Source organism: Photobacterium damselae subsp. damselae, assembly GCF_038086725.1.
Lineage (GTDB): Bacteria > Pseudomonadota > Gammaproteobacteria > Enterobacterales > Vibrionaceae > Photobacterium > Photobacterium damselae.
Map to the genome: position 1 here is coordinate 969,733 of NZ_CP146970.1, position 21,570 is coordinate 991,302.

Below are 21,570 nucleotides of genomic sequence, written 5' to 3' on the forward strand. Positions count from 1 at the left end.
TTACTTTAGCAAAACACTGTGACCTCAGTGGAGGCAACTTTGAATAAAAATATGAAAATCCTCATTGTTGATGACTTCTCAACAATGCGTCGAATCGTGAAGAACTTACTGCGTGATCTTGGCTTTAATAATACTCAAGAAGCTGATGATGGAGTAACCGCCTTACCTATGTTAAAGCGTGGCGATTTTGACTTTGTCATTACCGACTGGAACATGCCTGGAATGCAAGGGATTGATTTACTTCGCCATATCCGAGCGGATGACAGTTTAAAACATTTACCTGTACTGATGATTACTGCAGAAGCAAAACGCGAGCAGATCATTGAAGCTGCGCAAGCTGGGGTAAATGGTTATATTGTTAAGCCCTTTACTGCCGCTACATTAATAGAAAAATTAGAAAAGATTTTCGAGCGTATGCAGTAAATCTGGTCGTCAGATGTTAATAGGGTAATGACAATAATGATTACACTTGATCAAGCAAAACAGCTCGTTTGTTTGTTAGAGGATGGACAACAAACTGAAGCCAACGCTCTTATGCAGATGATCATCGCAGAAACGCGAGAACCTATGTATGAAGAAGTTGGTAAGATCACCCGACAACTGCACGACTCTTTAACTCATTTTAGGTTAGATCCGCGTTTAAATGATCTGGCGACCAACGAGATCCCAGATGCTCGCGATCGCTTGTCTTTCGTTATTGATAAGACAGAAGCAGCTGCCAACAAAACCATGGATGCCGTCGAAAGTCTTTTACCGATTGCAGACCAATTACATGAAACTTTATTGCAAGTTCGCCCGCAGTGGCAACGTTTGATGGATGGAGAAATTAACTTAGCGGAGTTTAAGTTATTGTGCCACGACATCGATAAGTTGCTGATGCAGGTCGAGGGTGACAGCAGTGAAGTTCGTTCTCAACTGACTGAAATATTAATGGCGCAAGATTTTCAAGACTTAACGGGACAGATTATCCGTCGAGTGATTGCGTTAGTTCAAGAAGTTGAAGAGCGATTAATTGAAATATTGAAAGCCTTTGGTTTAGAAGAACAAGGACCAATGTCAGAAGCTCAACAAGTTGAGCGGGCATTGCGTGCTGAAGGGCCGATTGTTAACACAGAAAAGCATGACAATGTTATGTCGAGCCAAGATGATGTTGATGATTTACTCTCCAGTCTTGGATTTTAAGGGGACATTATGAGCTTTGATTTAGATGAAGATATCCTGCAAGACTTTTTGATTGAAGCAGGAGAAATTCTTGAGTTGCTTTCTGAGCAGCTTGTTGAACTCGAACGCAGTCCTGAGAATTCCGAGTTACTCAATGCTATCTTTCGCGGTTTTCATACCGTAAAAGGCGGGGCTGGATTTTTATCATTAACTGAGTTGGTTGATGTTTGTCACGGTGCTGAAAATGTCTTTGATCTGCTCCGTACCGGTAAACGTCACGTAACATCAGAGTTGATGGATGTCATCTTACAAGCATTAGACACCATTAATGTGATGTTTGCTTTGGTGCAAGATCGTGAACCGTTAGAACAAGCTGACCCAAGTTTACTTGCAGCATTGCATCGTTTTAGTCAACCGGGTGATGATCCTGTGGCAGAGCCAATTGTGGTGACTCCTGTGGTAGAACCTGAACCTGAGATTGTGGTGGTGGAGGTACCCGCCAGTGCATCATCTCATCAAGAGGATCAACCCGTGACCTCTGGCTCAAGTGTTGATGATATCACGCAAGATGAATTTGAACGTTTACTCGATGAGTTACATGGCGTGGGAAAAGGCCCTTCTGTAAATGAAGGATCATCCGCGACACAATCCTCAGCGCCTGTATCAAATTCTGCATCGACATCAACGGAGCCGAGCGATGTGGTACGTTTACACATCGAATCTGACAGTAACGATATTACCGATGATGAATTTGAACGCTTATTGGATGAGTTGCATGGTTCTGGAAAAGGCCCAAGCAGTCATGAAGATACCGTTACAGGTACAGAATCATCGATTGTTGCTGATTCTGCTAATGAACAGACAGCTGCAGAAGTGACATCGGGCGATGAAGAGTTGATGAGTGACGATGAGTTTGAACGTTTACTCGATCAACTTCATGGCATAGGTAAAGGGCCTTCAGCACAAGAGTTAGAAGCTGCAACGTGTTCTGTGGCAGAAATGAATGATCAGAAAGATGAGCCCGCACCTGTTAGTCAACCGGTGAGTTCATCTGAATGTTCAGAGTTACAACCAACACCTGTTGTCGCTCCTATTAGAACAGCAGAACCTGTTGCGGTTCGTGAAACGGCGGTAAAAGAGAAAGCGATCAGTAAACCTGCTGCTGAAACTACTGTACGAGTTGATACTTCAACGTTAGATACCATTATGAACATGGTCGGTGAGTTAGTCTTAGTTCGCAATCGGTTAGTGAGCTTAGGGCTAAACAGTAACGATGAAGAGATGTCAAAAGCGGTCGCTAACTTAGATGTTGTTACCGCTGATCTGCAAGGTGCGGTAATGAAAACGCGCATGCAGCCAATTAAGAAAGTTTTTGGCCGTTTCCCGCGTGTGGTTCGAGATCTTGCTCGTCATCTGAAAAAAGACATTGTGCTTGAGATGCAAGGTGAAGAGACCGATCTGGATAAAAACCTGGTAGAAGCTTTAGCCGATCCACTGGTTCACTTGGTGAGAAACTCAGTGGATCACGGTATTGAGATGCCGGAAGTTCGAGAAAGAATTGGTAAACCAAGAACCGGTACCGTGTTACTGTCAGCCTCGCAAGAAGGAGATCATATTCTGTTAACCATTGAAGATGATGGTAACGGAATGGATGCCAATAAATTGCGAGCCATTGCGGTTGAGCGTGGCATTATGGACAGTGATGCTGCTTCTCGTTTAACCGACAATGAAGCTTATAATCTGATTTTCGCACCGGGTTTCTCAACGAAGAAAGAGATCTCTGATATCTCTGGTCGTGGTGTGGGTATGGATGTGGTAAAAACAGCCATCAGCCAATTAAATGGCTCAATCCATATCGATTCTGCCATGGGTAAAGGAACGCGTATTGAGATTAAAGTACCGTTAACCTTAGCTATCTTGCCAACTTTGATGGTCGGTGTCGCTGATCAACCTTTTGCGTTGCCACTGGCTAGTGTTAATGAGATTTTCCATCTTGATTTACGTAAAACCAATATCGTTGATGGACAGTTAACGACCATAGTTCGAGATAAAGCCGTACCTCTGTTTTATCTCCAAGATTGGTTAGCCCCTCGTTATTATACCGAGCATAAAGATCGCGATCATGGTCATGTTGTGATTGTCCAAATTGGTCATCAACGGATCGGTTTTGTAGTCGACACCTTAGTTGGTCAAGAAGAAGTGGTGATAAAGCCATTAGATGAATTATTGCAAGGCACCCCGGGTATGGCTGGGGCGACTATCACCAGTGATGGTCATATTGCATTGATTTTGGATGTACCTAACCTGCTAAAACACTACGCAGGTCGTAAGTAAGACGGGACACCCGCCAACAAATAGCGCCATAGGAGACTGTGGCGCTAATAACAATTAAAAAGGGGAATATCGTCATGGCTATCAAAGTATTAGTCGTAGATGACTCAAGCTTTTTTCGTCGCAGAGTAAGCGAAATCATCAGTGCCGATCCAAAGTTAGAAGTTATAGGTAGTGCTGCAAATGGTAAAGAGGCCATTGCGCAGACGCGTCAACTGCATCCTGATGTGATCACTATGGATATCGAAATGCCTGTTATGGATGGCATTACTGCGGTTCGAGAAATCATGAAAGTGGCTCCTACCCCTATTTTGATGTTTTCATCTTTAACTCATGAGGGAGCCAAAGCGACCCTTGATGCGTTAGATGCAGGCGCATTAGATTTTCTACCTAAGAAATTTGAGGATATCGCACGTAACCGTGAAGAAGCGGTATCACTCCTACAAAAACGCATTGTGGAATTATCCCATAAGCGCCGTTTTATGCGTCGACCAGTAAGCTCAACACTGACGTCAGGTTTAGCTCATACGTCTCGTACATCTGCAACGACACGTTTAAGCGATACGGCTCGTTCTCATATTTCGAGTTCAGCTCTTTCAACAAGTCATAGCAATTTACGTACAACTAAGCCAACTGTGGCTGCAACAACATCTGCAAACTCAGCTCGTGTACAAGTGGCAAAGCCTCACATTACGGAGCACTCAGTACCTGCCAGTGCGAATAAGCCGGTGATGCGTTTTAAAGCGTCAGGTAAAAAATATCAGTTGGTTGCAATAGGTACTTCAACAGGAGGACCGGTTGCTCTACAGAAAATTTTGACCAAGTTGCCTGCACGTTTTCCATTACCGATTGTGCTGATTCAACATATGCCTTCAACATTTACCCCTGCGTTTGCTGCTCGCTTGGATAATCTGTGCAAGATCAGCGTTAAAGAGGCGCAAGATGGTGACATTTTACAGCCAGGTAAAGCGTATCTAGCTCCTGGTGGTATGCAGATGATGGTTGATGGCCGAGTGGGCGCTGGACGTTTGCGTATTCTTGATGGCGGCGAACGAATGAATTATAAACCGTGTGTCGATGTAACATTCGGTTCAGCAGCCAAGGTTTATCAAGATAAAGTGCTTTCTATTATTTTAACGGGTATGGGAGCCGATGGTCGCGAAGGGGCTCGGATGCTAAAAGCTAACGGTTCGACTATCTGGGCTCAAGATGAAGAGAGCTGTGTAGTCTATGGTATGCCTCAAGCAGTTGCTAAAGCTGGCATTTCGAGCGAAGATCTCCCTTTAGATCGTATTGCCGAGCGAATTTTAGTTGAGCTCGGTTTAGAGTAGGGAGAGATTTTTTGATAGTTTGGAGTATCGCCAACCAAAAAGGTGGGGTGGGTAAAACCACGACAACCGTAACTTTGGCTGGATTATTAAGTGAACGTAAGCAGCGAGTATTATTGGTTGATACCGATCCTCATGCGTCACTGACAACCTACCTCAATTTTGATCCCGATGCGGTGACTGCCAGTCTTTTTGATCTGTTTCAGTTACCCGAGATCACCCGAGATCGAGTCAAACCGCTGATACTCCATACCGATTATCCAAACATCGATATCATTCCTGCTCATATGTCGCTGGCAACATTGGATCGAGTATTGGGTAATCGAAGTGGTATGGGGTTAGTGGTTAAAAAAGCCCTTAATAGCCTTGCGCAAGATTACGATTATGTCTTGATTGACTGTCCACCTATTTTAGGGGTGATGATGGTTAACGCATTGGCAGCCAGTGACCGTATTTTGATTCCGGTTCAAACTGAGTTTCTTGCCATGAAAGGGCTGGAGAGAATGATGCGTACGCTCGATATTATGCAGCGTTCTCGCCCTGCTGGGTTTAACGTTTGTGTTGTTCCTACCATGTACGACAGACGAACGAACGCTTCATTACAAACGTTACAAGAGCTTAAAGAGCGTTATCCTGAACAAGTGTGGGCTTCTGCCGTACCGATTGATACCAAATTTCGAGATGCCAGTTTGCGCCACATGCCACCATCGCAGTATGCCAAAAGTTGTCGTGGAGTCTTTGCCTATAAAACGTTGCTTAACCATTTAGAGCGATTGGAACATGGCAAATAAACCACTATCAAGTGAACAAGCTTTAAATGACTATTTTAGTGATTTGCTTGTTGAAGAATTATGGGATGAACCAAGTTCAGAGGATTTTAATTCAAAGTCTCCTGAGTCTGAAACTCTTGATTTTGAAGATCCTGATTCTAAGGTGTCTACTCTTGAACATTATCCATTAGAGACTACGGCTGACATTAGTAAGGACCGTGAAGATACTGATATCTGTGATAACGCTCAAGATATCACAGCCGATTCTGAGTCAACCCATTTAGCCTCTAAAGAAAAGTGGCTCGATACCGATACCTTAATTAAATGTTCTCGTTCACAGATTCATATTGAGCCAAAGTATGCAGAACCTATATTGACAGAATCGGTATTTGCAGAGCCGATCTTGGCTGAACCTGTATCTGAGAGCCAGCTGCAATTACAGCAATTATTAGATACATGGTCGCAGCAGCAAGATGAACATTGGGTTTCATTGGCTGATGTCCATTCTGAGCCCGCTATTGAGCTCACTATTGAACCGGCTATTGAACCAGAGTTAGAAGAGAACAGCGATGCATTGGTTGTCTCAACTGTAGAGCCTGAAATACTTGCAGATTTCAGTGATAGTAGTGCCGAGCCGATTGCTGAAACATTGCCGATTTTAGAGAGTGATGATGCACTATTTGCTGATGTTGAGACTGAACATCAAGCGCTCGTATTAGAGGCAAGTACGCCGATAAATGAATGGCAGGGGCAATTTACCTCCTCTTCTTTTCAGGCTCTGTTTTTTGAAGTGAACGGTGTCATGTTTGCTGTTGCATTAGAGCAGTTAGGTGGAATTCATCGCTTAGGCGAACTGAATCATTTATTAGGTCGCCCTAAGTGGTATTTAGGTTTACAGAGTTCGCCATCATTACAATTGGATGTGGTCGATACCGCTCGTTGGGTAATGTCCGATAAACTTCGTAATGATGACTATCTGGAAAATTATCAATATATCGTGATGTTAGGTGAGAGTCGGTGGGGATTGGCTTGTGATCAATTGCATGGTACTCAAACCTTATTATCAACCGATATCCAGTGGCGAGAGCAAGCAGGAAAGCGGCCTTGGCTTGCTGGTATGGTTAAAGAAAAAATGTGTGCCCTGATCCATGTTAGTGAGATGATTACCATGCTTAATCAAGGGTGGGACGTCAAAGCACTTACTCATGATTAGAGCCAATGAGGATAAAAAATGTCACAGCTAAATGTAGCGGAAATTCAACAAGACGATAATCGAGACCAAGTATTGCAATGGGTTACATTTCAATTAGAAGATGAAACCTATGGTATTAACGTAATGCAAGTGCGTGAAGTGTTACGTTACTCCGAAATTGCGCCTGTACCTGGTGCTCCTGATTATGTTTTAGGTATTATTAACCTTCGCGGTAACGTTGTGACTGTGATTGACACTCGCTCTCGCTTTGGTTTAATGCCTGGCGATATTTCTGATAACACTCGTATTGTGATTATCGAAGCAGAAAAGCAAGTGATTGGTATTTTAGTCGACAGCGTTGCAGAAGTTGTTTATCTTCGTAGTTCTGAAATCGACAGTACACCGAGTGTGGGTACTGAAGAGAGTGCGAAGTTTATTCAAGGTGTATGTAATCGTGATGGTAATTTGTTGATTTTAGTCGACTTGAATAAATTATTATCTGACGATGAATGGGACGAAATGGCGTATCTATAATGCTTAATGTAATTCTTCAATGGTTACCGCTTTCTGTTGCTGGTTTGGCTTTTATTTTTGCTATGGTGGCATGGCGTAAAGAGCGCCAATTACGAGCAAGTTACGAAACAAAATTTGCTGCAATTGAAACGGTATTAAAAAATTCTCGCCAACAAAACGAGAGTTTATCTAAACAATTGAATGAATTACGTGCCGGTACTATGGGTATGAGCCAGAAAATGATGGATCTAAACCGTCAACTGGAAGTGGTTTCTGATCGACAAATTGACCTGAGCATGCAAGATGCCGATGGTCGTTTGTATTCTAGAGCCAGTAGAATGGCAGAACTTGGTGCTGATCTGCACGAATTAATGCGCGAATGCGACTTACCTAAAGCGGAAGCCGAATTACTTATGCGTTTACAGCAGACTCGCAGCCAAAAACGTCGCTCTTAATCCTACCTATTCAGTTATCCCTTTAATGATTACTTTATGATTAAAGGGATAATTTTCACTTTATTCCCCGTTAAATTACGTATTTGGATATCCCTATTAAACCAATAGGAATTATCGTCTTGTTTTATCATTAGTAGTCATATATAAACGTGCCACTATCTCTGATAAGAATGAACAATCACTGTCATCGCTTAAATCTAGGATCCAAGCAGGGTGCTGTTAGTTTAGAGCGATTGAATAGATAATATTTCATACATTTTATTTACATTTTCTTACTGAGTTTTGATGGCATGTTTTTGCTTGTCTAACCTAATCTTAGGGGGATGTGGTAAGATGTTCGCTTGTGTGTAACACCAAGGATCTTCTACATATTATGCTGTCTATTGAAGACTTAGCCTGTATTCGTGATGAGCGGATGCTGTTTGAACACCTTAACTTTACGATTTCATCTGGTGAATTGGTGCAGATCGAAGGGCATAACGGCGCAGGTAAAACAACATTATTACGAATCATTGCAGGGTTAGGTCGAGCTGATCACGGTGTTGTACGTTGGAAAGGCGAAGATATTGTTACAGCTCGTGAAGATTATCATCACGATTTGCTGTTTTTAGGCCACAGTACTGGGGTTAAAAAAGAACTCAGTGCTTATGAAAATTTAGCGTTTTTCCAAGCGATGCATCCATGGGAATACGATAGTGAGTTACAAGGATCTCCTCGGGTAACTGGAGAGGAAGCCTTGTGGGATGCATTGGCGCACGTTGGTTTAGCCGGTCGTGAAGATGTGTTAGCTGGACAATTATCTGCAGGTCAGCAACGTCGAGTCGCTTTAGCTCGTTTATGGTTGAGCAATCACAAACTTTGGGTATTAGATGAGCCTTTAACTGCCATTGATAAACAAGGCGTCAAAGTGTTAGAGAATCTGTTTTTAGCCCATGCCCAACGTGGTGGTATGGTGCTGCTAACAACTCACCAAGATATGTTCACCGATAGTGACCACTTACGTAAGATTAAGTTAGGACAATAATTATGCTGACTTCGATAACTCAAGTGATCCGTCGTGAATTGTTGATTGCATTTCGTCGTCAGGCTGATGTCTTTAACCCGCTTTGGTTTTTCATTATTGTTATTACTCTTTTCCCACTAGCGGTAGGACCTGAGCCAAAATTACTTGCTCGTATTGCTCCCGGTATTGTTTGGGTGGCGGCACTATTGGCAGCTCTTTTATCGATGGAACGACTGTTTCGTGATGATTTTGCCGATGGATCATTGGAGCAAATGATGTTGATGCCGACCCCTTTGCCTGTGTTAGCCTTTGCCAAAGTGATCGCTCACTGGCTATTAACGGGTCTACCCTTAATTATTATTAGTCCACTGCTTGCGATTTTATTGTCTTTTGATTGGTCGACTTGGCTTGCGGTGGTACTGACGTTATTACTTGGCACGCCAACTTTAAGTTTTGTTGGGGCCATTGGTGTCGCTTTAACTGTTGGTTTGCGAAAAGGTGGGGTTTTATTGAGCTTGCTCATATTACCGCTTTATATACCTGTGCTTATATTTGCAACTTCAGCGATTGATGCTGCCAGCCTTGGTATGGCCTATAACGGACAATTAGCATTAATGGGAGCAATGCTAGTAGGTTCGGCTACCATGGCTCCGTTTGCTATTGCAGCATCACTTCGAATTAGTGTGAATTAACGATAACTGAAGCTCAGAGACTAGAATAAATAGTATCTGAGCTTTTGCTGTTTTGGCTTAAGGATGAATGTGCAATTCAGCGTTAGTTAATTCAATGATTATGGTGAGCGAGTTGAGGTTTTATCCTGATATAAACCATAGTGAAATTATGGTTACTGTAACTCGGTCATTAAAATACGTTTTATAACAATTAATTTATAACCATCAATTTGGGTAGAGTACATTATGTGGAAGTGGTTACATCCCTACGCGAAACCTGAACGATGCTACCAGCTATGCGGTACATTGTTGCCTTGGTTCTCTGTGTTAGCCTTCTCATTAATCTTAGTTGGTACTATTTGGGGCTTAATGTTTGCGCCAACCGATTACCAACAAGGTGACAGTTTCCGTCTGATCTATTGGCATGTTCCCGCCGCTATTTGGTCTATGGGGGCTTATGTGTCGATGGCGATTGCTGCTTTTATTGGCTTAGTATGGCAAATTCGTCTATCTGATATGGCTGCTGCCGCAATGGCGCCTGTTGGTGCGGTATTTACTTTTATCGCATTATTTACGGGGGCGGTCTGGGGTAAGCCAATGTGGGGAACTTGGTGGGTTTGGGATGCTCGCCTCACTTCTGAGCTAATTCTTCTTTTCTTATACCTAGGTGTTATTGCGCTTTATAACGCATTTGATGACCATAAGACAGCAGCAAAGGCTGCGGGCTTACTGGCGATTGTTGGGGTGATCAATATTCCAATTATCCATTTCTCGGTGGAGTGGTGGAACACTCTACACCAAGGTGCAACTATTACTAAATTCGCTAAACCTTCTATGAGCACCGATATGTTGTGGCCTCTGCTTCTTAATATCTTTGGCTATGCGTTTTTCTTTGGTGTGGTCACAATGATCAGTTTGCGTAATGAGATCCTATTACGTGAAAGCCACCGCCCTTGGGTTCGTGAATTGGTGAAGTGAGGTAATTATGCATTTTGATTCGTTTAGTGATTTTCTCGCTATGGGTGGGTATGCAGGCTACGTATGGAGTGGCTACGGTATTTCACTATTAGCGTTGCTGTGGATTTTAGTTTCAAGCTTGCGAAAAAAACGTCGTTTACTGGCCGATATTAAAAACAAAATGGCTCGTGAAGAACGCATTAAGAAAGCGAAAAAATTGGAGAATACTCTATGAACCCAAGACGTAAGAAGCGTCTAACGATCGTTATAGCGATTCTAGTTGGTTTAAGCGCAACAGTTGGTTTGATGTTGTATGCCCTAAATCAAAATATGGATCTGTTCTATACTCCAACTGAATTAGTTAACGGTAAACCAGATGGTACTAAACCAGAAGTGGGTCAACGTTTACGCATTGGTGGTATGGTGGTGAAAGGGTCTCTTAAACGCGATCCTGAGTCATTAAAAGTCAGCTTTGAAGTGGAAGATGTTGGTCCAAAAGTAACGGTTATCTATGATGGTATCTTGCCTGATCTTTTCCGTGAAGGGCAGGGTATTGTGGCTCAAGGTGTGTTAGTTAACCCTACAACCGTGCAAGCAAGTGAAGTACTGGCTAAACACGATGAAAACTACATGCCACCTGAAGTTGCTGATGCAATGAAGAAGAATCACACACGTCTTCAATACACCGAAGAACAACTACAAGGTAAGTAATACATGATCCCTGAATTAGGGCTGTTTGCTCTTATCGCTGCACTAGGGTTATCCGCCCTAGTCAGCATTTACCCACTCTATGGTGCCTCTGTCGGTAACCAAGCAATGATGCGCATGGCTCGTCCTTTGACCTATGGCGTATTTTTGATGCTGCTCGGCTCCTTTGTTTCACTGTGCTGGTCATTTTATAGCAATGACTTTACTGTAACCTATGTTGCAAGTAACTCAACCAGTTTACTGCCATGGTATTACCGTATTACTGCAGTATGGGGCTCCCATGAAGGCTCTTTACTGTTATGGGTATTTATCCAATCAGCATGGGCGGCTGCGGTTGCTCGTTTAAGTAAAGGTATGCCGTTAGAGTCGGTATCTCGTGTACTTGCTGTTATGGGTATGATTTCTGTAGGTTTCCTACTGTTTATCATCCTAACTTCAAACCCATTTTTACGTACACTGCCTTTCTTCCCTGTTCAAGGCCGCGATCTTAACCCTCTGCTTCAAGACCCAGGTTTGATTATCCACCCACCTATGTTGTATATGGGTTATGTTGGCTTCTCTGTTGCTTTTGCTTTTGCTATTGCTTCACTGATGACAGGTCGCTTGGATACGGCATGGGCTCGCTGGTCTCGTCCTTGGACTATTGCTGCATGGTCATTCTTAACTCTTGGTATCGCACTTGGTTCTTGGTGGGCATACTACGAACTAGGTTGGGGCGGCTGGTGGTTCTGGGATCCAGTAGAAAATGCCTCTTTCATGCCTTGGTTGGCAGGTACCGCACTAATGCACTCACTGTCGGTAACAGAAAAGCGCGGCACATTTAAAGCGTGGACAGTTCTGCTTGCTATTGCTGCATTCTCTTTAAGCTTACTAGGTACTTTCCTTGTTCGTTCTGGCGTTTTGGTTTCTGTGCACGCATTTGCCTCAGATCCTTCTCGCGGCATGTTTATTCTTGGCTTCCTTGTTGTGGTTATCGGTGGTTCATTACTACTGTATGCTCTACGTGGCGCACAAATTCGTTCGCGTGGTAACTATAGTCTGTTCTCTCGTGAAAATATGCTATTTGCCAACAACATCCTATTAGTTACTGGTTTACTTGTGGTTCTTATCGGTACTTTGCTACCGCTAGTACATAAGCAGTTGGGTCTAGGTTCTGTTTCGATTGGTGAACCGTTCTTCAATACGTTGTTTACATGGTTGATGGTGCCATTTGCTTTTGTTCTGGGTATTGGGCCTCTGGTTCGCTGGAAACGTGACAATATTTCTAAGATCAAAAAGCAACTTATTATCTCTGCGATTGCATCTGTTATTTTTGCCTTTGGTTCAATTTATCTGTTTGCAAGCACAGTTGAGCCGCTAGCGGTACTGGGCATGTGGATGGCTGCTTGGATTGTGATTTTGCATGGTTTTGAATTGTATGAGCGTGCAACTCACCGTCATAGCTTAGTTGAAGGTTTAGGTAAACTAGGTCGTAGCCACTGGGCAATGGTCTTTGGTCATATTGGTCTAGCGGTTTCGATTATCGGTATTACACTGGTTTCAAATTACGATTTAGAACGTGATGTTCGTCTAGCACCAGGTCAAAGCGTGAATGTGAAGGGTTATGATTTCTACTTTGCAGGTCTTCGTGATGCAGATGGTCCTAACTATGATGGTTATGTTGCTGACTTTAAGATCAGTAAAAACAATATCATGGTAACAACGCTTCATGCAGAAAAGCGCATCTACACGGTTGCAGGTTCTATGATGACAGAAGCGGCAATTGATAGTGGCATTACTCGTGACCTCTATGTCGCGATGGGTGAAAAACTAGGTGATGGTGCTTGGGCCGTTCGTATTTACTACAAGCCATTTGTAAACTGGATGTGGTTTGGCGCATTACTAATGGCAATTGGCGGTGTCTTTGCGATCAGTGATAAGCGTTACCGTTTTCGCAAAAAAGCACAAATTACTGAATCTAAGCGCTAGGAGATGGCCGAATGAATAAGAAGTTTTTATTTATCCCACTTGTTATCTTTTTAGCTTTAGTGGCGATGTTTATGGTGCAGCTACTGCGCAATGCCGATGGTGATGATCCAACAAAATTGGAGTCAGTCCTTGTCGGTAAGCCAGTGCCTACCTTTAAGCTAGAAGATATCTTTGAGCCGGGTAAAGAGTACGAGCAGACTATCTTTAAAGGTCAGCCGTTGTTGCTCAATGTTTGGGCGACATGGTGTCCTACCTGTTATGCCGAACACCAATATCTAAATCAGCTTGCTAAGCAAGGGGTTAAAATTATTGGTCTTAACTATAAAGATGATCGAGCAAAAGCCATTGATTGGTTAACCCAATTAGGTAATCCATACGTTCATACACTTTATGATAATACCGGTATGTTAGGCATGGATTTGGGGGTATATGGTGCACCTGAAACCTTCCTAATTGATGGTAACGGCATTATCCGCTATCGCCACGTTGGTGATGTTAATGCGACTAACTGGAATGAGACCCTCAAGCCAATCTATGACAAGATGAAAGAGGAAGCTAAAGGATGATAAAACGTGGATGGAAAGTGCTGCTTAGTGCTGTTATGGCATTAACTATTGCACTTCCGGCTTTAGCCTCTATCGATGTGTATGACTTTAAAAACAATGAGCAAGAAAAGCAGTTTCAAGAGCTGACTTCAACGCTACGTTGCCCGAAATGTCAAAACAACGATATTGCAGACTCAAATGCAACGCTTGCTCAAGATATGCGTCGTAAAGTGTACGAAATGCTACAACAGGGTAAAAGCGAGAAAGAGATCATTGATTATATGATTGCTCGTTATGGTAATTTTGTAACCTATGATCCACCTGTAATGGCATCAACCATCATTTTATGGGCAGGTCCTTTACTGTTCGTAATTATTGGCTTTACTGTTCTAGTGATTCGATCTCGTAAAAATAGCAAACTGGCTACTGAGAATAGCGACACACTAGATGCGGAAGAAGAAGCGCGTTTGAAGGCGATTTTAAGTGATATGGATCAGCCATCAGATACAGATAAGAACAATAATACTAAGGTGAACAAATGATACTGTTTTGGCTATTAACCGCGGTAATTGTTCTATTCTGTGGTGCTATTTTCGTTTACCCAATGTTATCACACAAAGAAATTGATGATGTTGCTAACCGTGATGAGCTCAATAAAGCGTTTTATAAAGAGCGTGTTGATGAACTGGCTCATGAAGCGGAAGAGGGCTTGGTTGAAGATCAGCAAGAACTTGTGGCTGAGCTTCAGCAATCACTTTTAGATGATATTCCAGCTCAAGAAGAAGAGAAAAAGAGCAAAGTTAGCTTAGCCATGTTGCTACCAGGTTTTATCTTGCTGGTCGGTATTAGCTACGGTATGTACTTTGCGTTAGGTGGCATTCAAAAAGTAGAAGCATGGCATAAAACGATTGATCGTTTACCTGAGCTAACACAGCGTTTGATGTCTGAGCAAGCAGGTGAGCCATTATCTGATCAAGATATGTCGGATCTAACTTTGGGTCTTCGTACTCGTCTTCATGATCATCCAAATGATGCCCAAGGCTGGTATTTACTGGGTCGTATTGCAATGTCTAATCGTGATGCCGATACGGCAAAATCAGCGATGAAACGTGCTTATGACTTGGATCCAAATAATACTGAATATCAACTGGGTTATGCGCAAACATTAATGCTGATCGATAATGGCAATCCGGCATCAGTTGATTATGCTCGTCAGCTTCTACGCCATGTTATTAAGCAAGATCATACTAATATGACCGCAATGTCACTATTGGCGTTTGATGCTTTTGAACATAAAGAGTATGAACAAGCGATTTCTTATTGGTCTATGATGAAGGCTCTTTCTGGTTCTGATGAATCTCGTGTCGCCATGCTAGATCGCAGTATTGCTCGTGCACAAGCTATGCTTAATAAAGCGGCTGTTGCTCCAACAACAACGGTTGCTAAAGAAGAAGCACAAGCTAAGAAAAATGATGTTGCAGCAGATAAAAGTGTGCGTGTGACCATTAATCTTGGTCCAAACGTAAAAATGCCAAAGCAAGGCATGATTATGGTTTCTGTACATAATGCATCAGGTGCCCCAATGCCAATTGCTGCCCGTCGTTTACCGTTAGATACTAAGTTTCCTCTAACATTAACACTGGACGATAAGGATAATATGATGCCAACTTCGAAGCTTTCGGATTTGCCAGATATGATCATTAAAGCACGTATCGACAGTGATGGTGATGTGATGAGTAAGCAAGGTGACTACTATGGTGAAAGTGTTTTAGTCCCTCTTGGTGGCTCGACTGAAATGACTATTGATAAGCAATATTAATATTTCTTATACACACTAGATAAATTAAATAGGCTAAATACTCTGGTATTTGGCCTATTTTTTTATATACTCACGCTGTCTTCTATAATTAATTGTATGATACTTATTGATCAAATAATAAAGGATTGAGTAATTAGTGATTTAATTTATAGATTGCCATAACCACTTATTGCGATATTTGAATAGATAGTTTTTTGAAAAAGTCTTTTTCAAGTGAATGTCTGGAATTGATAGAGCAGGGTGGATATCATTATTTAGTCTGCTTTGTTTATGGATTTTATTTTGAAAAAGACGTTTATTTTCCCAGCTCTGGTTGTTGTTGGTCTTAGTGGGTGTGCAGATACACCAGACCAAACTGATACAGCTGTTTCAACCAATACAATTGATCATATAGAAACGGACACAGCAGCAGAACAAGCAATGGATGTGTATGATCCATTCCAAAGCTTTAACCGTGTTATGTGGGATATCAACTACGACTATTTAGATCCTTATTTAGTGCGTCCAGTTTCTCTTGCTTATGTCGATTATGTTCCAACGCCTATTCGTTCTGGTATTTCCCATTTTCTGGCAAACCTTGATGAACCAGCGAGTATGGTCAACAGTTTATTGATGCAAAATCCAAAAGCGGCTCTTGCTCATTTTAACCGTTTCTGGATTAACAGTATCTTTGGTTTAGCGGGTATTTTTGATATTGCTTCATTAGCAGATATTAATAATCCAGGTGATCGCTCTTTCAGTGATACCACTGGTTATTATGGCTTGGGTAATGGTCCATATTTTATGGTGCCTGGCTATGGCCCAACAACATTACGTGAAACAACGGATCTAGTAGATGATCTATATCCTATGCTGAGCTATTTAAATTTCTGGCAGGGATTAGCGAAATGGGCTTTAGAAGGGATGGAAGATCGTGCAGCTTTAGTGAAACAAGAAGCTCTGCTTAAGAACTCTCCGGATCCTTATATCTTTACTCGTGATGCTTATATTCAATATAAAGACTTCCTCGCATCGGATGGTAAAGCAACCGTTGAGAAAGAAGCGCAATTTGATGATAGCTATTTAGATGAAATTGATAGTGATTAATATCATCTATTAATTAATCAATTTATTGAAAATGAAGTATAAAAAAGGCCGCTATGTATAATTGCGGCCTTTATAATATCTAGGTTCTAACTCTTAGAACTTGTAGCTTGCCTGAACACCTGCTAGCCATACATCACCTGATGTGTTGCCATCAAATGATAGACTTGCACCAGGCATGATGCTACCAATTAGATGATCTAGCTCTGGCTCGTTTTCGTTTAGGTGCGCTTTCTTCGCATGGATGTAAGTTAGACCGGCATCAAATGTTAGGTTTTCAGACCACTTATAACCGGCACCGATACTGTACCAAGTACGATCTGTTTCTGGGATCGTTTGAGTACGGTTAGCATCATTTACTGCTGCTGTATCGTAAGCAATACCAGAACGTAGAGTGACCTTGCTGTTTAGCTGATAAGTAGTACCAATAGCAAAACGGTAGTTATCTTTCCAGTTTTCCTGTTTGATTGGCACTTGGCCGCCTAGACTTGGAATATTTGCTTCTAGTTTTTCAAAAGAGCTCCAATCAGTCCAGTTCACACTCGCATGAATCGCAAGAGCGTCAGTGATTTGGTGGAAACTAGCAATTTCTGCTGAAGCTGGAAGCTCAAGAGGTAGAGATCCTGCGTATGAACCGCCATGTTGACCCGCTTTAAGATCAAACGCAGCACCAGAAGCATGACCTGTTAGATCTAATTTAACCGCGGAGTGATAGCTTACACCGATACGGTTTGCTGGGTTAATCTGCCATGCGGCACCTGCTTGCCAACCCCATGAACTGTCATCACCTTCCATATACTTAAGGTTTTGACCAGCAAGTGGTGAGTACATTGGATTATAAGGTGCAAATGCTTTTGGAAGAGAGCTTGGCAGTGCTGCACCAAAGTGACCTTTACCCATCACGTAACGAACACCAGCACCAACACTGAATTGATCGTTGATCTTGTAAGCTAGGTTCGGATTGATCTCAACAGTGTGTACTTCTGCTTGGTTACCAAACATAGAGCCTGTGAAATTCGTACCAAGGTCTGTACGCATACCAAAATGAGTACCAACAGCTAGACCAAGAGTGAATTTATCGTTCAAAGGGCGAGAGAAGTAGAAATTAGGAACGACAGCACTATTAGCAATATTATTTGCCGAAGTTGAGTCAATGGTATAGCCATTTAATTGCAGATTACCGTTAACATCAATATTTGGAGCAACATAGATAGCACCAGTCGAAAACTGAGTGCCTTCTAGGTAAGTCAACATAGCAGGGTTACGGAACTGAGTACTTGCGTTATCCGCCATTGCCGCTTCACCAGCAAATGCACGACCAAGGCCTGTTGCTGAATATTCTGCTAACTGGAAACCTGCTGCCATTGCATTTGATGTTAAACCAAGAGCAACCGCTGCTGCTAAAGATAATGTGATTTTTTGCTTATTCATGCTTCTTATTTATATTTGTTCGCTCAAATTTATTGCTGTGAATCATACGTATAAGTTCCTGTGCTTTAAGTTTTATTTGTAAAGAAATATGAAAAAAGAATTTAAATCTGGTTTATTTTGGTTTTATGGTTTTATATCTGGTAAATATTAATCAAAACAGTCTGGTCTGATCTGTTTTCAGCGTACACCTGTACCAGAATATGCTGTTTTCGGCGACGATCTGTAAGCCAAGTGAGTGTGATCTAGATCTTGTTTTTTGAGATGGTATAAAAAAGGTGGGTATAAATATATGAAATTTTTGAGCAAATATCGAAAAGGGAGCGAGATGCTCCCTTTGTTAGTTTATCGTAAGTTGTTCGCTGAAATTAGAATGAGCGATTGTACTGAATACCGTATAACCATGCGTTAGCGCGAGTGGTTGCATCAACACCTAGACCAAGAGGATTTGATTCTGTGGCTTTAACATCTTCACCAACAAGGTAAGTTACACCCACATCAATGCTTGATTTTGGATCTAAGTGGTAGCTGAAACCACCAGAGAACCAGTTACGAGCTGAGTCTGGTACTGAAATTGAGGTGCGCTTATCTTGAGCACTTGTATCATGCATATAACCTGCACGTAGTGTCCAAGTGTCGTTTAAGTAGTACGTACCACCGATAGAGTAGTGCCAGCCGTCTTGCCACTCATAGTTATTTAGGTTTACACCACCGCTTGTCTCAAGAACATCAAACTCACTCCAACGGATCCACTGAATACTATAGTGAACAGCGAATTTATCATTTAACTTATTGAAGCCAGAGAATTCTGCCATATCTGGTAGTGGCATTTTAAGCTTATGGTTTGTGATATCGGCAGCTGCATAAGACATATCGCCTTTAGCATCTAGGGTTGGGCTATAACGGTAAGAAAGGCCAAAACGGTTGTCTTCATTAAGCTCGTATACTGTACCTAGATTAAAGCCTAGAGCTACACCATCAGCATCGATATTTAATAGGTCTTTACGTGGAATAGTCACATTTAGACCTGGAACTTTAGTTTCAGGAAGGTAGCGCTCTAGTTTACCGCTACCATAAATAACATCTAAACCACCACCAAGACTCCAATGTTCATTAACACGGAAAGCGGCACTCAATGCTAGGTTGACACTTTTAACATCAGTTAAACCGCCAAAAGCATTGGCTGCATATTTATCGCTAAATTCAGTTTTCGTACCGAAATTAGAGTAAAGGCCCGCACCAACAGTCCATTTCTCATTAAGAGGGTGGATATAGTAGATATTCGGTGCAAAGCTAGTGCCACCAATCGATGCATCATCAATAGGGCGGCCCATGAAGGTTGTATCTTTAACTTTTACATCAGTATCAATCGCAATCACACCAAGAGAAAGTGCTGGCGCATCGAAAAGAGCCATTGACGCTGGGTTTTTTGCCATTGTTGATGCGTTATCTGCAATCACACCGTCACCAGCGAATGCTCGGCCTAGACCAGTTGCTGATTGGGCATTTAGCTGAAAACCTGCTGCCATTGCTTGTTGTGATGCAATCGTTACTGCTGCTGCAACGAGAGTTTTTGTAAACAGACGCTTCTTATTCATTTTTTATATTCCTAATTATTTTTATGCTTATCTATTTTTTGATAAGTCGCAGCGATTTTAGGCTGGGTCTTTAAGTTAACAAATCAGACCAGTATTAAAATCTAATCAATAAGTTAGGAAATGTGAGAACAGTAGATTTTAGAATACTTACTCAGTATTTGTAGAGGGTATTTACGGTGGAATTATCACCATTTTAGAATTTTAACCTATTTGTTTTTATTAAGATAAATTGCATAAAGACAATCTTTTGACCTGTTAAGGTAAATCTATTAGTGATATTTGTACGATAAAATAAAAGCCTAACCACACCTTTGATCGAAAATAGGTATGTATTAGGCTAATTATTAAGAAGTTAATTCCAGTAAGTATTGGTTTTACTTATTTGATATTAAATACTTTGCTGTAAGTCGGCACGAATACTATCGGCAACTGGCATTAAGTTTTGTCCAGTATCACCAACAATCACTAAGCTTGCCTCATGAATTGGCATCACCACCGTTTCAACTTGGCTATTGCTATAGGTTTCAAGTTCAGCAGAAGTATCGGGCACAATAAATACGGTCACTTTACCCACTTCCGTTTGCATCACCATATGTAGAGCATGCATTTTGCCAAATCCGCAATGGTTAACATAATAGATATGGCCAGGTAACGCTTTAAAGGTGTTACCAAAAGGCGATAGTTTTGCGTTAACTTGCTGTAGTGCGACACCTTCATCGACATGTTTAATAAAAGGTGCTTCATTATCCACATGTTCAATGGCTATTTGGGCTAGATTTTCTGCTTGAGCCGGAGCAATAGGGGTTATATCGTAACGACCAATAAATATCCCTACCACTAAAGCAATAGATGCTGCTAATGCTGGATACCATCTGCGACGATCTGGCTTTACAGGTGGTTGTCCTGCTTGTCTAAACAAGATTTTTTCTGCTAGATCGTCAGGTACATCGACATCCATTGCTTGTTTTAGTTGAGCATCCAAGTTGATAAGATCATTGGCAAGCTTCCTATTGGTTACCGAAGCATTTTTGCTTGCTTGTAATTTGGGATCGTCATCATTCGGGTCGGCAAAGAGACGACGTCGAAATTCAAGATCGTCCATTGTTCTGTCCTCTTACTTGGTTGTTATCGTCAAGTTGTTCTTTCAATTGGTTACGAGCTCGAAATAAACGAGTCATAACCGTATTTTTATTGAGCCCCAGAATTTCCGCAATTTCTTCTCCACTAAAACCAGACATAACCTGTAAAACTAAAGGTTCGCGGTATTCAGGCGCTAGATTCATAATCATTGAATGTAACTGTTGTTGTTGATAATCACCATCACTGTTGTTTCGTTCATCAGCAATATGATGATCGTCAATATCAACGGTTTCAAATTGCTTACGTTCAAAGCGGCGTGCGTTTTCACGACGAAGAATGGTGATGAGCCATGACTTCGCTGCATTATCATCTTGAAGGCTATCAAGGGATCGCCATGCTCGTAAACAGGTCTCTTGTACTAGATCTTCGGCAATATGAGGATCCTTACACAACCAGTAAGCATAACGATACAGGTCTCGATGCCAGGCTCTAACCAGAGCTTCGTATCGTCTTTGTCTATTCATATCTAAAGAGACCGAGGCATTTGGTTTTTTCTTTCCAAAAAATTTTTTGATCATCATGTTGCCCACTATGATGTCGTTTTTAGCAACAAAATTTGGCTAAAGACATTAGTTATAGACAAAATCTCGAATTATTTGTGCCAAATCTCGATTAATCAGCATTAAAATTGATCTGGTTCAAATTCTGAATTCTCATAAGGGTTATATTAGTCCACGTCATCTGATGGCACTGATTGATAGCAAGACTTTATTGTTTTGTTGTTAGTTATCCGTCTGTTGAGCAAGATGACAACTTCCTTTTGAAGGCTGACTTTACTTTCTCCTATCAGGATTTTCCTGATTTGCAATTGGCTTTACGTTAATTGACTTATTTATCTTACGTAGATTGCTTTCCGCGTAAATTTCTAACCATACCATCGGGTATGGTTTTTTTTTGCCT

General features: G+C 41.7%; 22 protein-coding genes. 18 read left to right on the forward strand and 4 right to left on the reverse strand.

What is annotated here, in order from left to right; all coding sequences use genetic code 11:
- Window positions 1-39: 39 nt before the first annotated feature.
- The 18 genes from cheY to WAX86_RS04475 all read left to right on the forward strand — a co-directional run bounded on the left by cheY (window position 40) and on the right by WAX86_RS04475 (window position 16,507).
- Window positions 40-423 carry a chemotaxis response regulator CheY gene (gene cheY / locus WAX86_RS04390; RefSeq protein WP_085999123.1) on the forward strand — a complete coding sequence of 128 codons (384 nt, stop codon included), beginning with the start codon at window positions 40-42 and terminating at the stop codon, window positions 421-423.
- Window positions 424-459: 36 nt separating this feature from the next.
- Window positions 460-1,182: a protein phosphatase CheZ gene (locus WAX86_RS04395; protein ID WP_005300399.1), complete on the forward strand. Its 723-nt coding sequence runs from the start codon at window positions 460-462 to the stop codon at window positions 1,180-1,182.
- Between the two features lie 9 nt (window positions 1,183-1,191).
- Window positions 1,192-3,495, forward strand: a complete 2,304-nt coding sequence (locus tag WAX86_RS04400; protein WP_341489158.1) for a chemotaxis protein CheA — start codon at window positions 1,192-1,194, stop codon at window positions 3,493-3,495.
- Between the two features lie 74 nt (window positions 3,496-3,569).
- Window positions 3,570-4,823: a chemotaxis response regulator protein-glutamate methylesterase gene (locus tag WAX86_RS04405; RefSeq protein ID WP_341489159.1), complete on the forward strand. Its 1,254-nt coding sequence runs from the start codon at window positions 3,570-3,572 to the stop codon at window positions 4,821-4,823.
- A gap of 11 nt (window positions 4,824-4,834) precedes the next feature.
- Entirely contained in the window at window positions 4,835-5,611 is a 777-nt protein-coding gene (locus tag WAX86_RS04410) for a ParA family protein (RefSeq protein ID WP_341489160.1), read from the forward strand.
- Window positions 5,601-6,803: a chemotaxis protein CheW gene (locus WAX86_RS04415; protein ID WP_341489161.1), complete on the forward strand. Its 1,203-nt coding sequence runs from the start codon at window positions 5,601-5,603 to the stop codon at window positions 6,801-6,803. Before WAX86_RS04410 ends, WAX86_RS04415 begins: the two co-directional genes overlap by 11 nt.
- Window positions 6,804-6,821: 18 nt before the next feature.
- Window positions 6,822-7,316 carry a chemotaxis protein CheW gene (locus WAX86_RS04420; protein ID WP_036764226.1) on the forward strand — a complete coding sequence of 165 codons (495 nt, stop codon included), beginning with the start codon at window positions 6,822-6,824 and terminating at the stop codon, window positions 7,314-7,316.
- Window positions 7,316-7,750 (forward strand): DUF2802 domain-containing protein, encoded by a 435-nt coding sequence (locus WAX86_RS04425; RefSeq protein ID WP_036764224.1) that lies wholly within the window; start codon window positions 7,316-7,318, stop codon window positions 7,748-7,750. The genes WAX86_RS04420 and WAX86_RS04425 overlap by 1 nt, the downstream gene beginning before the upstream one ends.
- Before the next feature lie 373 nt (window positions 7,751-8,123).
- Window positions 8,124-8,774, forward strand: coding sequence for a cytochrome c biogenesis heme-transporting ATPase CcmA (gene ccmA / locus WAX86_RS04430; RefSeq protein WP_005300381.1), 651 nt, complete (start codon window positions 8,124-8,126; stop codon window positions 8,772-8,774).
- A 2-nt stretch (window positions 8,775-8,776) separates the two neighbouring features.
- A complete protein-coding gene (ccmB, locus tag WAX86_RS04435) occupies window positions 8,777-9,445 on the forward strand; it encodes a heme exporter protein CcmB (RefSeq protein WP_005300379.1) in 669 nt (222 codons plus the stop codon).
- Between the two features lie 225 nt (window positions 9,446-9,670).
- Complete coding sequence (locus tag WAX86_RS04440; protein WP_044176228.1) at window positions 9,671-10,402, forward strand: heme ABC transporter permease; 732 nt, start codon at window positions 9,671-9,673, stop codon at window positions 10,400-10,402.
- Window positions 10,403-10,409: 7 nt separating this feature from the next.
- A complete protein-coding gene (gene ccmD / locus WAX86_RS04445) occupies window positions 10,410-10,616 on the forward strand; it encodes a heme exporter protein CcmD (RefSeq protein ID WP_036764222.1) in 207 nt (68 codons plus the stop codon).
- Window positions 10,613-11,092 carry a cytochrome c maturation protein CcmE gene (gene ccmE / locus WAX86_RS04450; protein WP_044176226.1) on the forward strand — a complete coding sequence of 160 codons (480 nt, stop codon included), beginning with the start codon at window positions 10,613-10,615 and terminating at the stop codon, window positions 11,090-11,092. The genes ccmD and ccmE overlap by 4 nt, the downstream gene beginning before the upstream one ends.
- A gap of 3 nt (window positions 11,093-11,095) precedes the next feature.
- Window positions 11,096-13,057 (forward strand): heme lyase CcmF/NrfE family subunit, encoded by a 1,962-nt coding sequence (locus WAX86_RS04455; protein ID WP_068967924.1) that lies wholly within the window; start codon window positions 11,096-11,098, stop codon window positions 13,055-13,057.
- Window positions 13,058-13,068: 11 nt separating this feature from the next.
- Window positions 13,069-13,623, forward strand: a complete 555-nt coding sequence (locus tag WAX86_RS04460; RefSeq protein ID WP_005300370.1) for a DsbE family thiol:disulfide interchange protein — start codon at window positions 13,069-13,071, stop codon at window positions 13,621-13,623.
- On the forward strand, window positions 13,620-14,144 hold the full coding sequence (locus tag WAX86_RS04465; protein ID WP_036764218.1) for a cytochrome c-type biogenesis protein: 525 nt from the start codon (window positions 13,620-13,622) through the stop codon (window positions 14,142-14,144). Before WAX86_RS04460 ends, WAX86_RS04465 begins: the two co-directional genes overlap by 4 nt.
- Window positions 14,141-15,421, forward strand: a complete 1,281-nt coding sequence (gene ccmI, locus WAX86_RS04470) for a c-type cytochrome biogenesis protein CcmI (RefSeq protein ID WP_065170170.1) — start codon at window positions 14,141-14,143, stop codon at window positions 15,419-15,421. The genes WAX86_RS04465 and ccmI overlap by 4 nt, the downstream gene beginning before the upstream one ends.
- A gap of 282 nt (window positions 15,422-15,703) precedes the next feature.
- The gene (locus WAX86_RS04475) at window positions 15,704-16,507 is read left to right on the forward strand and encodes an MlaA family lipoprotein (protein ID WP_005300358.1); all 804 of its coding nucleotides are present in this window, start codon (window positions 15,704-15,706) and stop codon (window positions 16,505-16,507) included.
- A gap of 93 nt (window positions 16,508-16,600) precedes the next feature.
- On the opposite strand, the gene WAX86_RS04480 is transcribed toward WAX86_RS04475, so the two are convergent.
- From WAX86_RS04480 to WAX86_RS04495, 4 genes are all read right to left on the reverse strand, one after another.
- Window positions 16,601-17,935, reverse strand: coding sequence for an outer membrane protein transport protein (locus WAX86_RS04480; protein ID WP_341489162.1), 1,335 nt, complete (start codon window positions 17,933-17,935; stop codon window positions 16,601-16,603).
- Window positions 17,936-18,300: 365 nt separating this feature from the next.
- Window positions 18,301-19,530 carry an outer membrane protein transport protein gene (locus WAX86_RS04485; RefSeq protein ID WP_341489163.1) on the reverse strand — a complete coding sequence of 410 codons (1,230 nt, stop codon included), beginning with the start codon at window positions 19,528-19,530 and terminating at the stop codon, window positions 18,301-18,303.
- A gap of 388 nt (window positions 19,531-19,918) precedes the next feature.
- The gene (locus WAX86_RS04490) at window positions 19,919-20,632 is read right to left on the reverse strand and encodes a DUF3379 family protein (RefSeq protein WP_065170173.1); all 714 of its coding nucleotides are present in this window, start codon (window positions 20,630-20,632) and stop codon (window positions 19,919-19,921) included.
- Window positions 20,619-21,188, reverse strand: coding sequence for a sigma-70 family RNA polymerase sigma factor (locus tag WAX86_RS04495; RefSeq protein WP_044177410.1), 570 nt, complete (start codon window positions 21,186-21,188; stop codon window positions 20,619-20,621). Before WAX86_RS04495 ends, WAX86_RS04490 begins: the two co-directional genes overlap by 14 nt.
- Window positions 21,189-21,570: the final 382 nt, after the last annotated feature.

Excerpts from the sequence above, each read along its gene's own strand:
- ccmD (WP_036764222.1), top strand. The coding sequence starts at position 10,410 with ATGCATTTTGATTCGTTTAGTGATTTTCTCGCTATGGGTGGGTATGCA.
- WAX86_RS04480 (WP_341489162.1), bottom strand. The coding sequence starts at position 17,935 with ATGAATAAGCAAAAAATCACATTATCTTTAGCAGCAGCGGTTGCTCTT.
- ccmA (WP_005300381.1), top strand. The coding sequence starts at position 8,124 with ATGCTGTCTATTGAAGACTTAGCCTGTATTCGTGATGAGCGGATGCTG.
- WAX86_RS04490 (WP_065170173.1), bottom strand. The coding sequence starts at position 20,632 with ATGGACGATCTTGAATTTCGACGTCGTCTCTTTGCCGACCCGAATGAT.
- WAX86_RS04485 (WP_341489163.1), bottom strand. The coding sequence starts at position 19,530 with ATGAATAAGAAGCGTCTGTTTACAAAAACTCTCGTTGCAGCAGCAGTA.
- WAX86_RS04465 (WP_036764218.1), top strand. The coding sequence starts at position 13,620 with ATGATAAAACGTGGATGGAAAGTGCTGCTTAGTGCTGTTATGGCATTA.
- WAX86_RS04425 (WP_036764224.1), top strand. The coding sequence starts at position 7,316 with ATGCTTAATGTAATTCTTCAATGGTTACCGCTTTCTGTTGCTGGTTTG.
- WAX86_RS04415 (WP_341489161.1), top strand. The coding sequence starts at position 5,601 with ATGGCAAATAAACCACTATCAAGTGAACAAGCTTTAAATGACTATTTT.
- WAX86_RS04455 (WP_068967924.1), top strand. The coding sequence starts at position 11,096 with ATGATCCCTGAATTAGGGCTGTTTGCTCTTATCGCTGCACTAGGGTTA.
- ccmI (WP_065170170.1), top strand. The coding sequence starts at position 14,141 with ATGATACTGTTTTGGCTATTAACCGCGGTAATTGTTCTATTCTGTGGT.
- WAX86_RS04495 (WP_044177410.1), bottom strand. The coding sequence starts at position 21,188 with ATGATCAAAAAATTTTTTGGAAAGAAAAAACCAAATGCCTCGGTCTCT.
- WAX86_RS04460 (WP_005300370.1), top strand. The coding sequence starts at position 13,069 with ATGAATAAGAAGTTTTTATTTATCCCACTTGTTATCTTTTTAGCTTTA.
- WAX86_RS04405 (WP_341489159.1), top strand. The coding sequence starts at position 3,570 with ATGGCTATCAAAGTATTAGTCGTAGATGACTCAAGCTTTTTTCGTCGC.
- WAX86_RS04440 (WP_044176228.1), top strand. The coding sequence starts at position 9,671 with ATGTGGAAGTGGTTACATCCCTACGCGAAACCTGAACGATGCTACCAG.
- ccmE (WP_044176226.1), top strand. The coding sequence starts at position 10,613 with ATGAACCCAAGACGTAAGAAGCGTCTAACGATCGTTATAGCGATTCTA.
- WAX86_RS04400 (WP_341489158.1), top strand. The coding sequence starts at position 1,192 with ATGAGCTTTGATTTAGATGAAGATATCCTGCAAGACTTTTTGATTGAA.
- ccmB (WP_005300379.1), top strand. The coding sequence starts at position 8,777 with ATGCTGACTTCGATAACTCAAGTGATCCGTCGTGAATTGTTGATTGCA.
- WAX86_RS04420 (WP_036764226.1), top strand. The coding sequence starts at position 6,822 with ATGTCACAGCTAAATGTAGCGGAAATTCAACAAGACGATAATCGAGAC.
- WAX86_RS04395 (WP_005300399.1), top strand. The coding sequence starts at position 460 with ATGATTACACTTGATCAAGCAAAACAGCTCGTTTGTTTGTTAGAGGAT.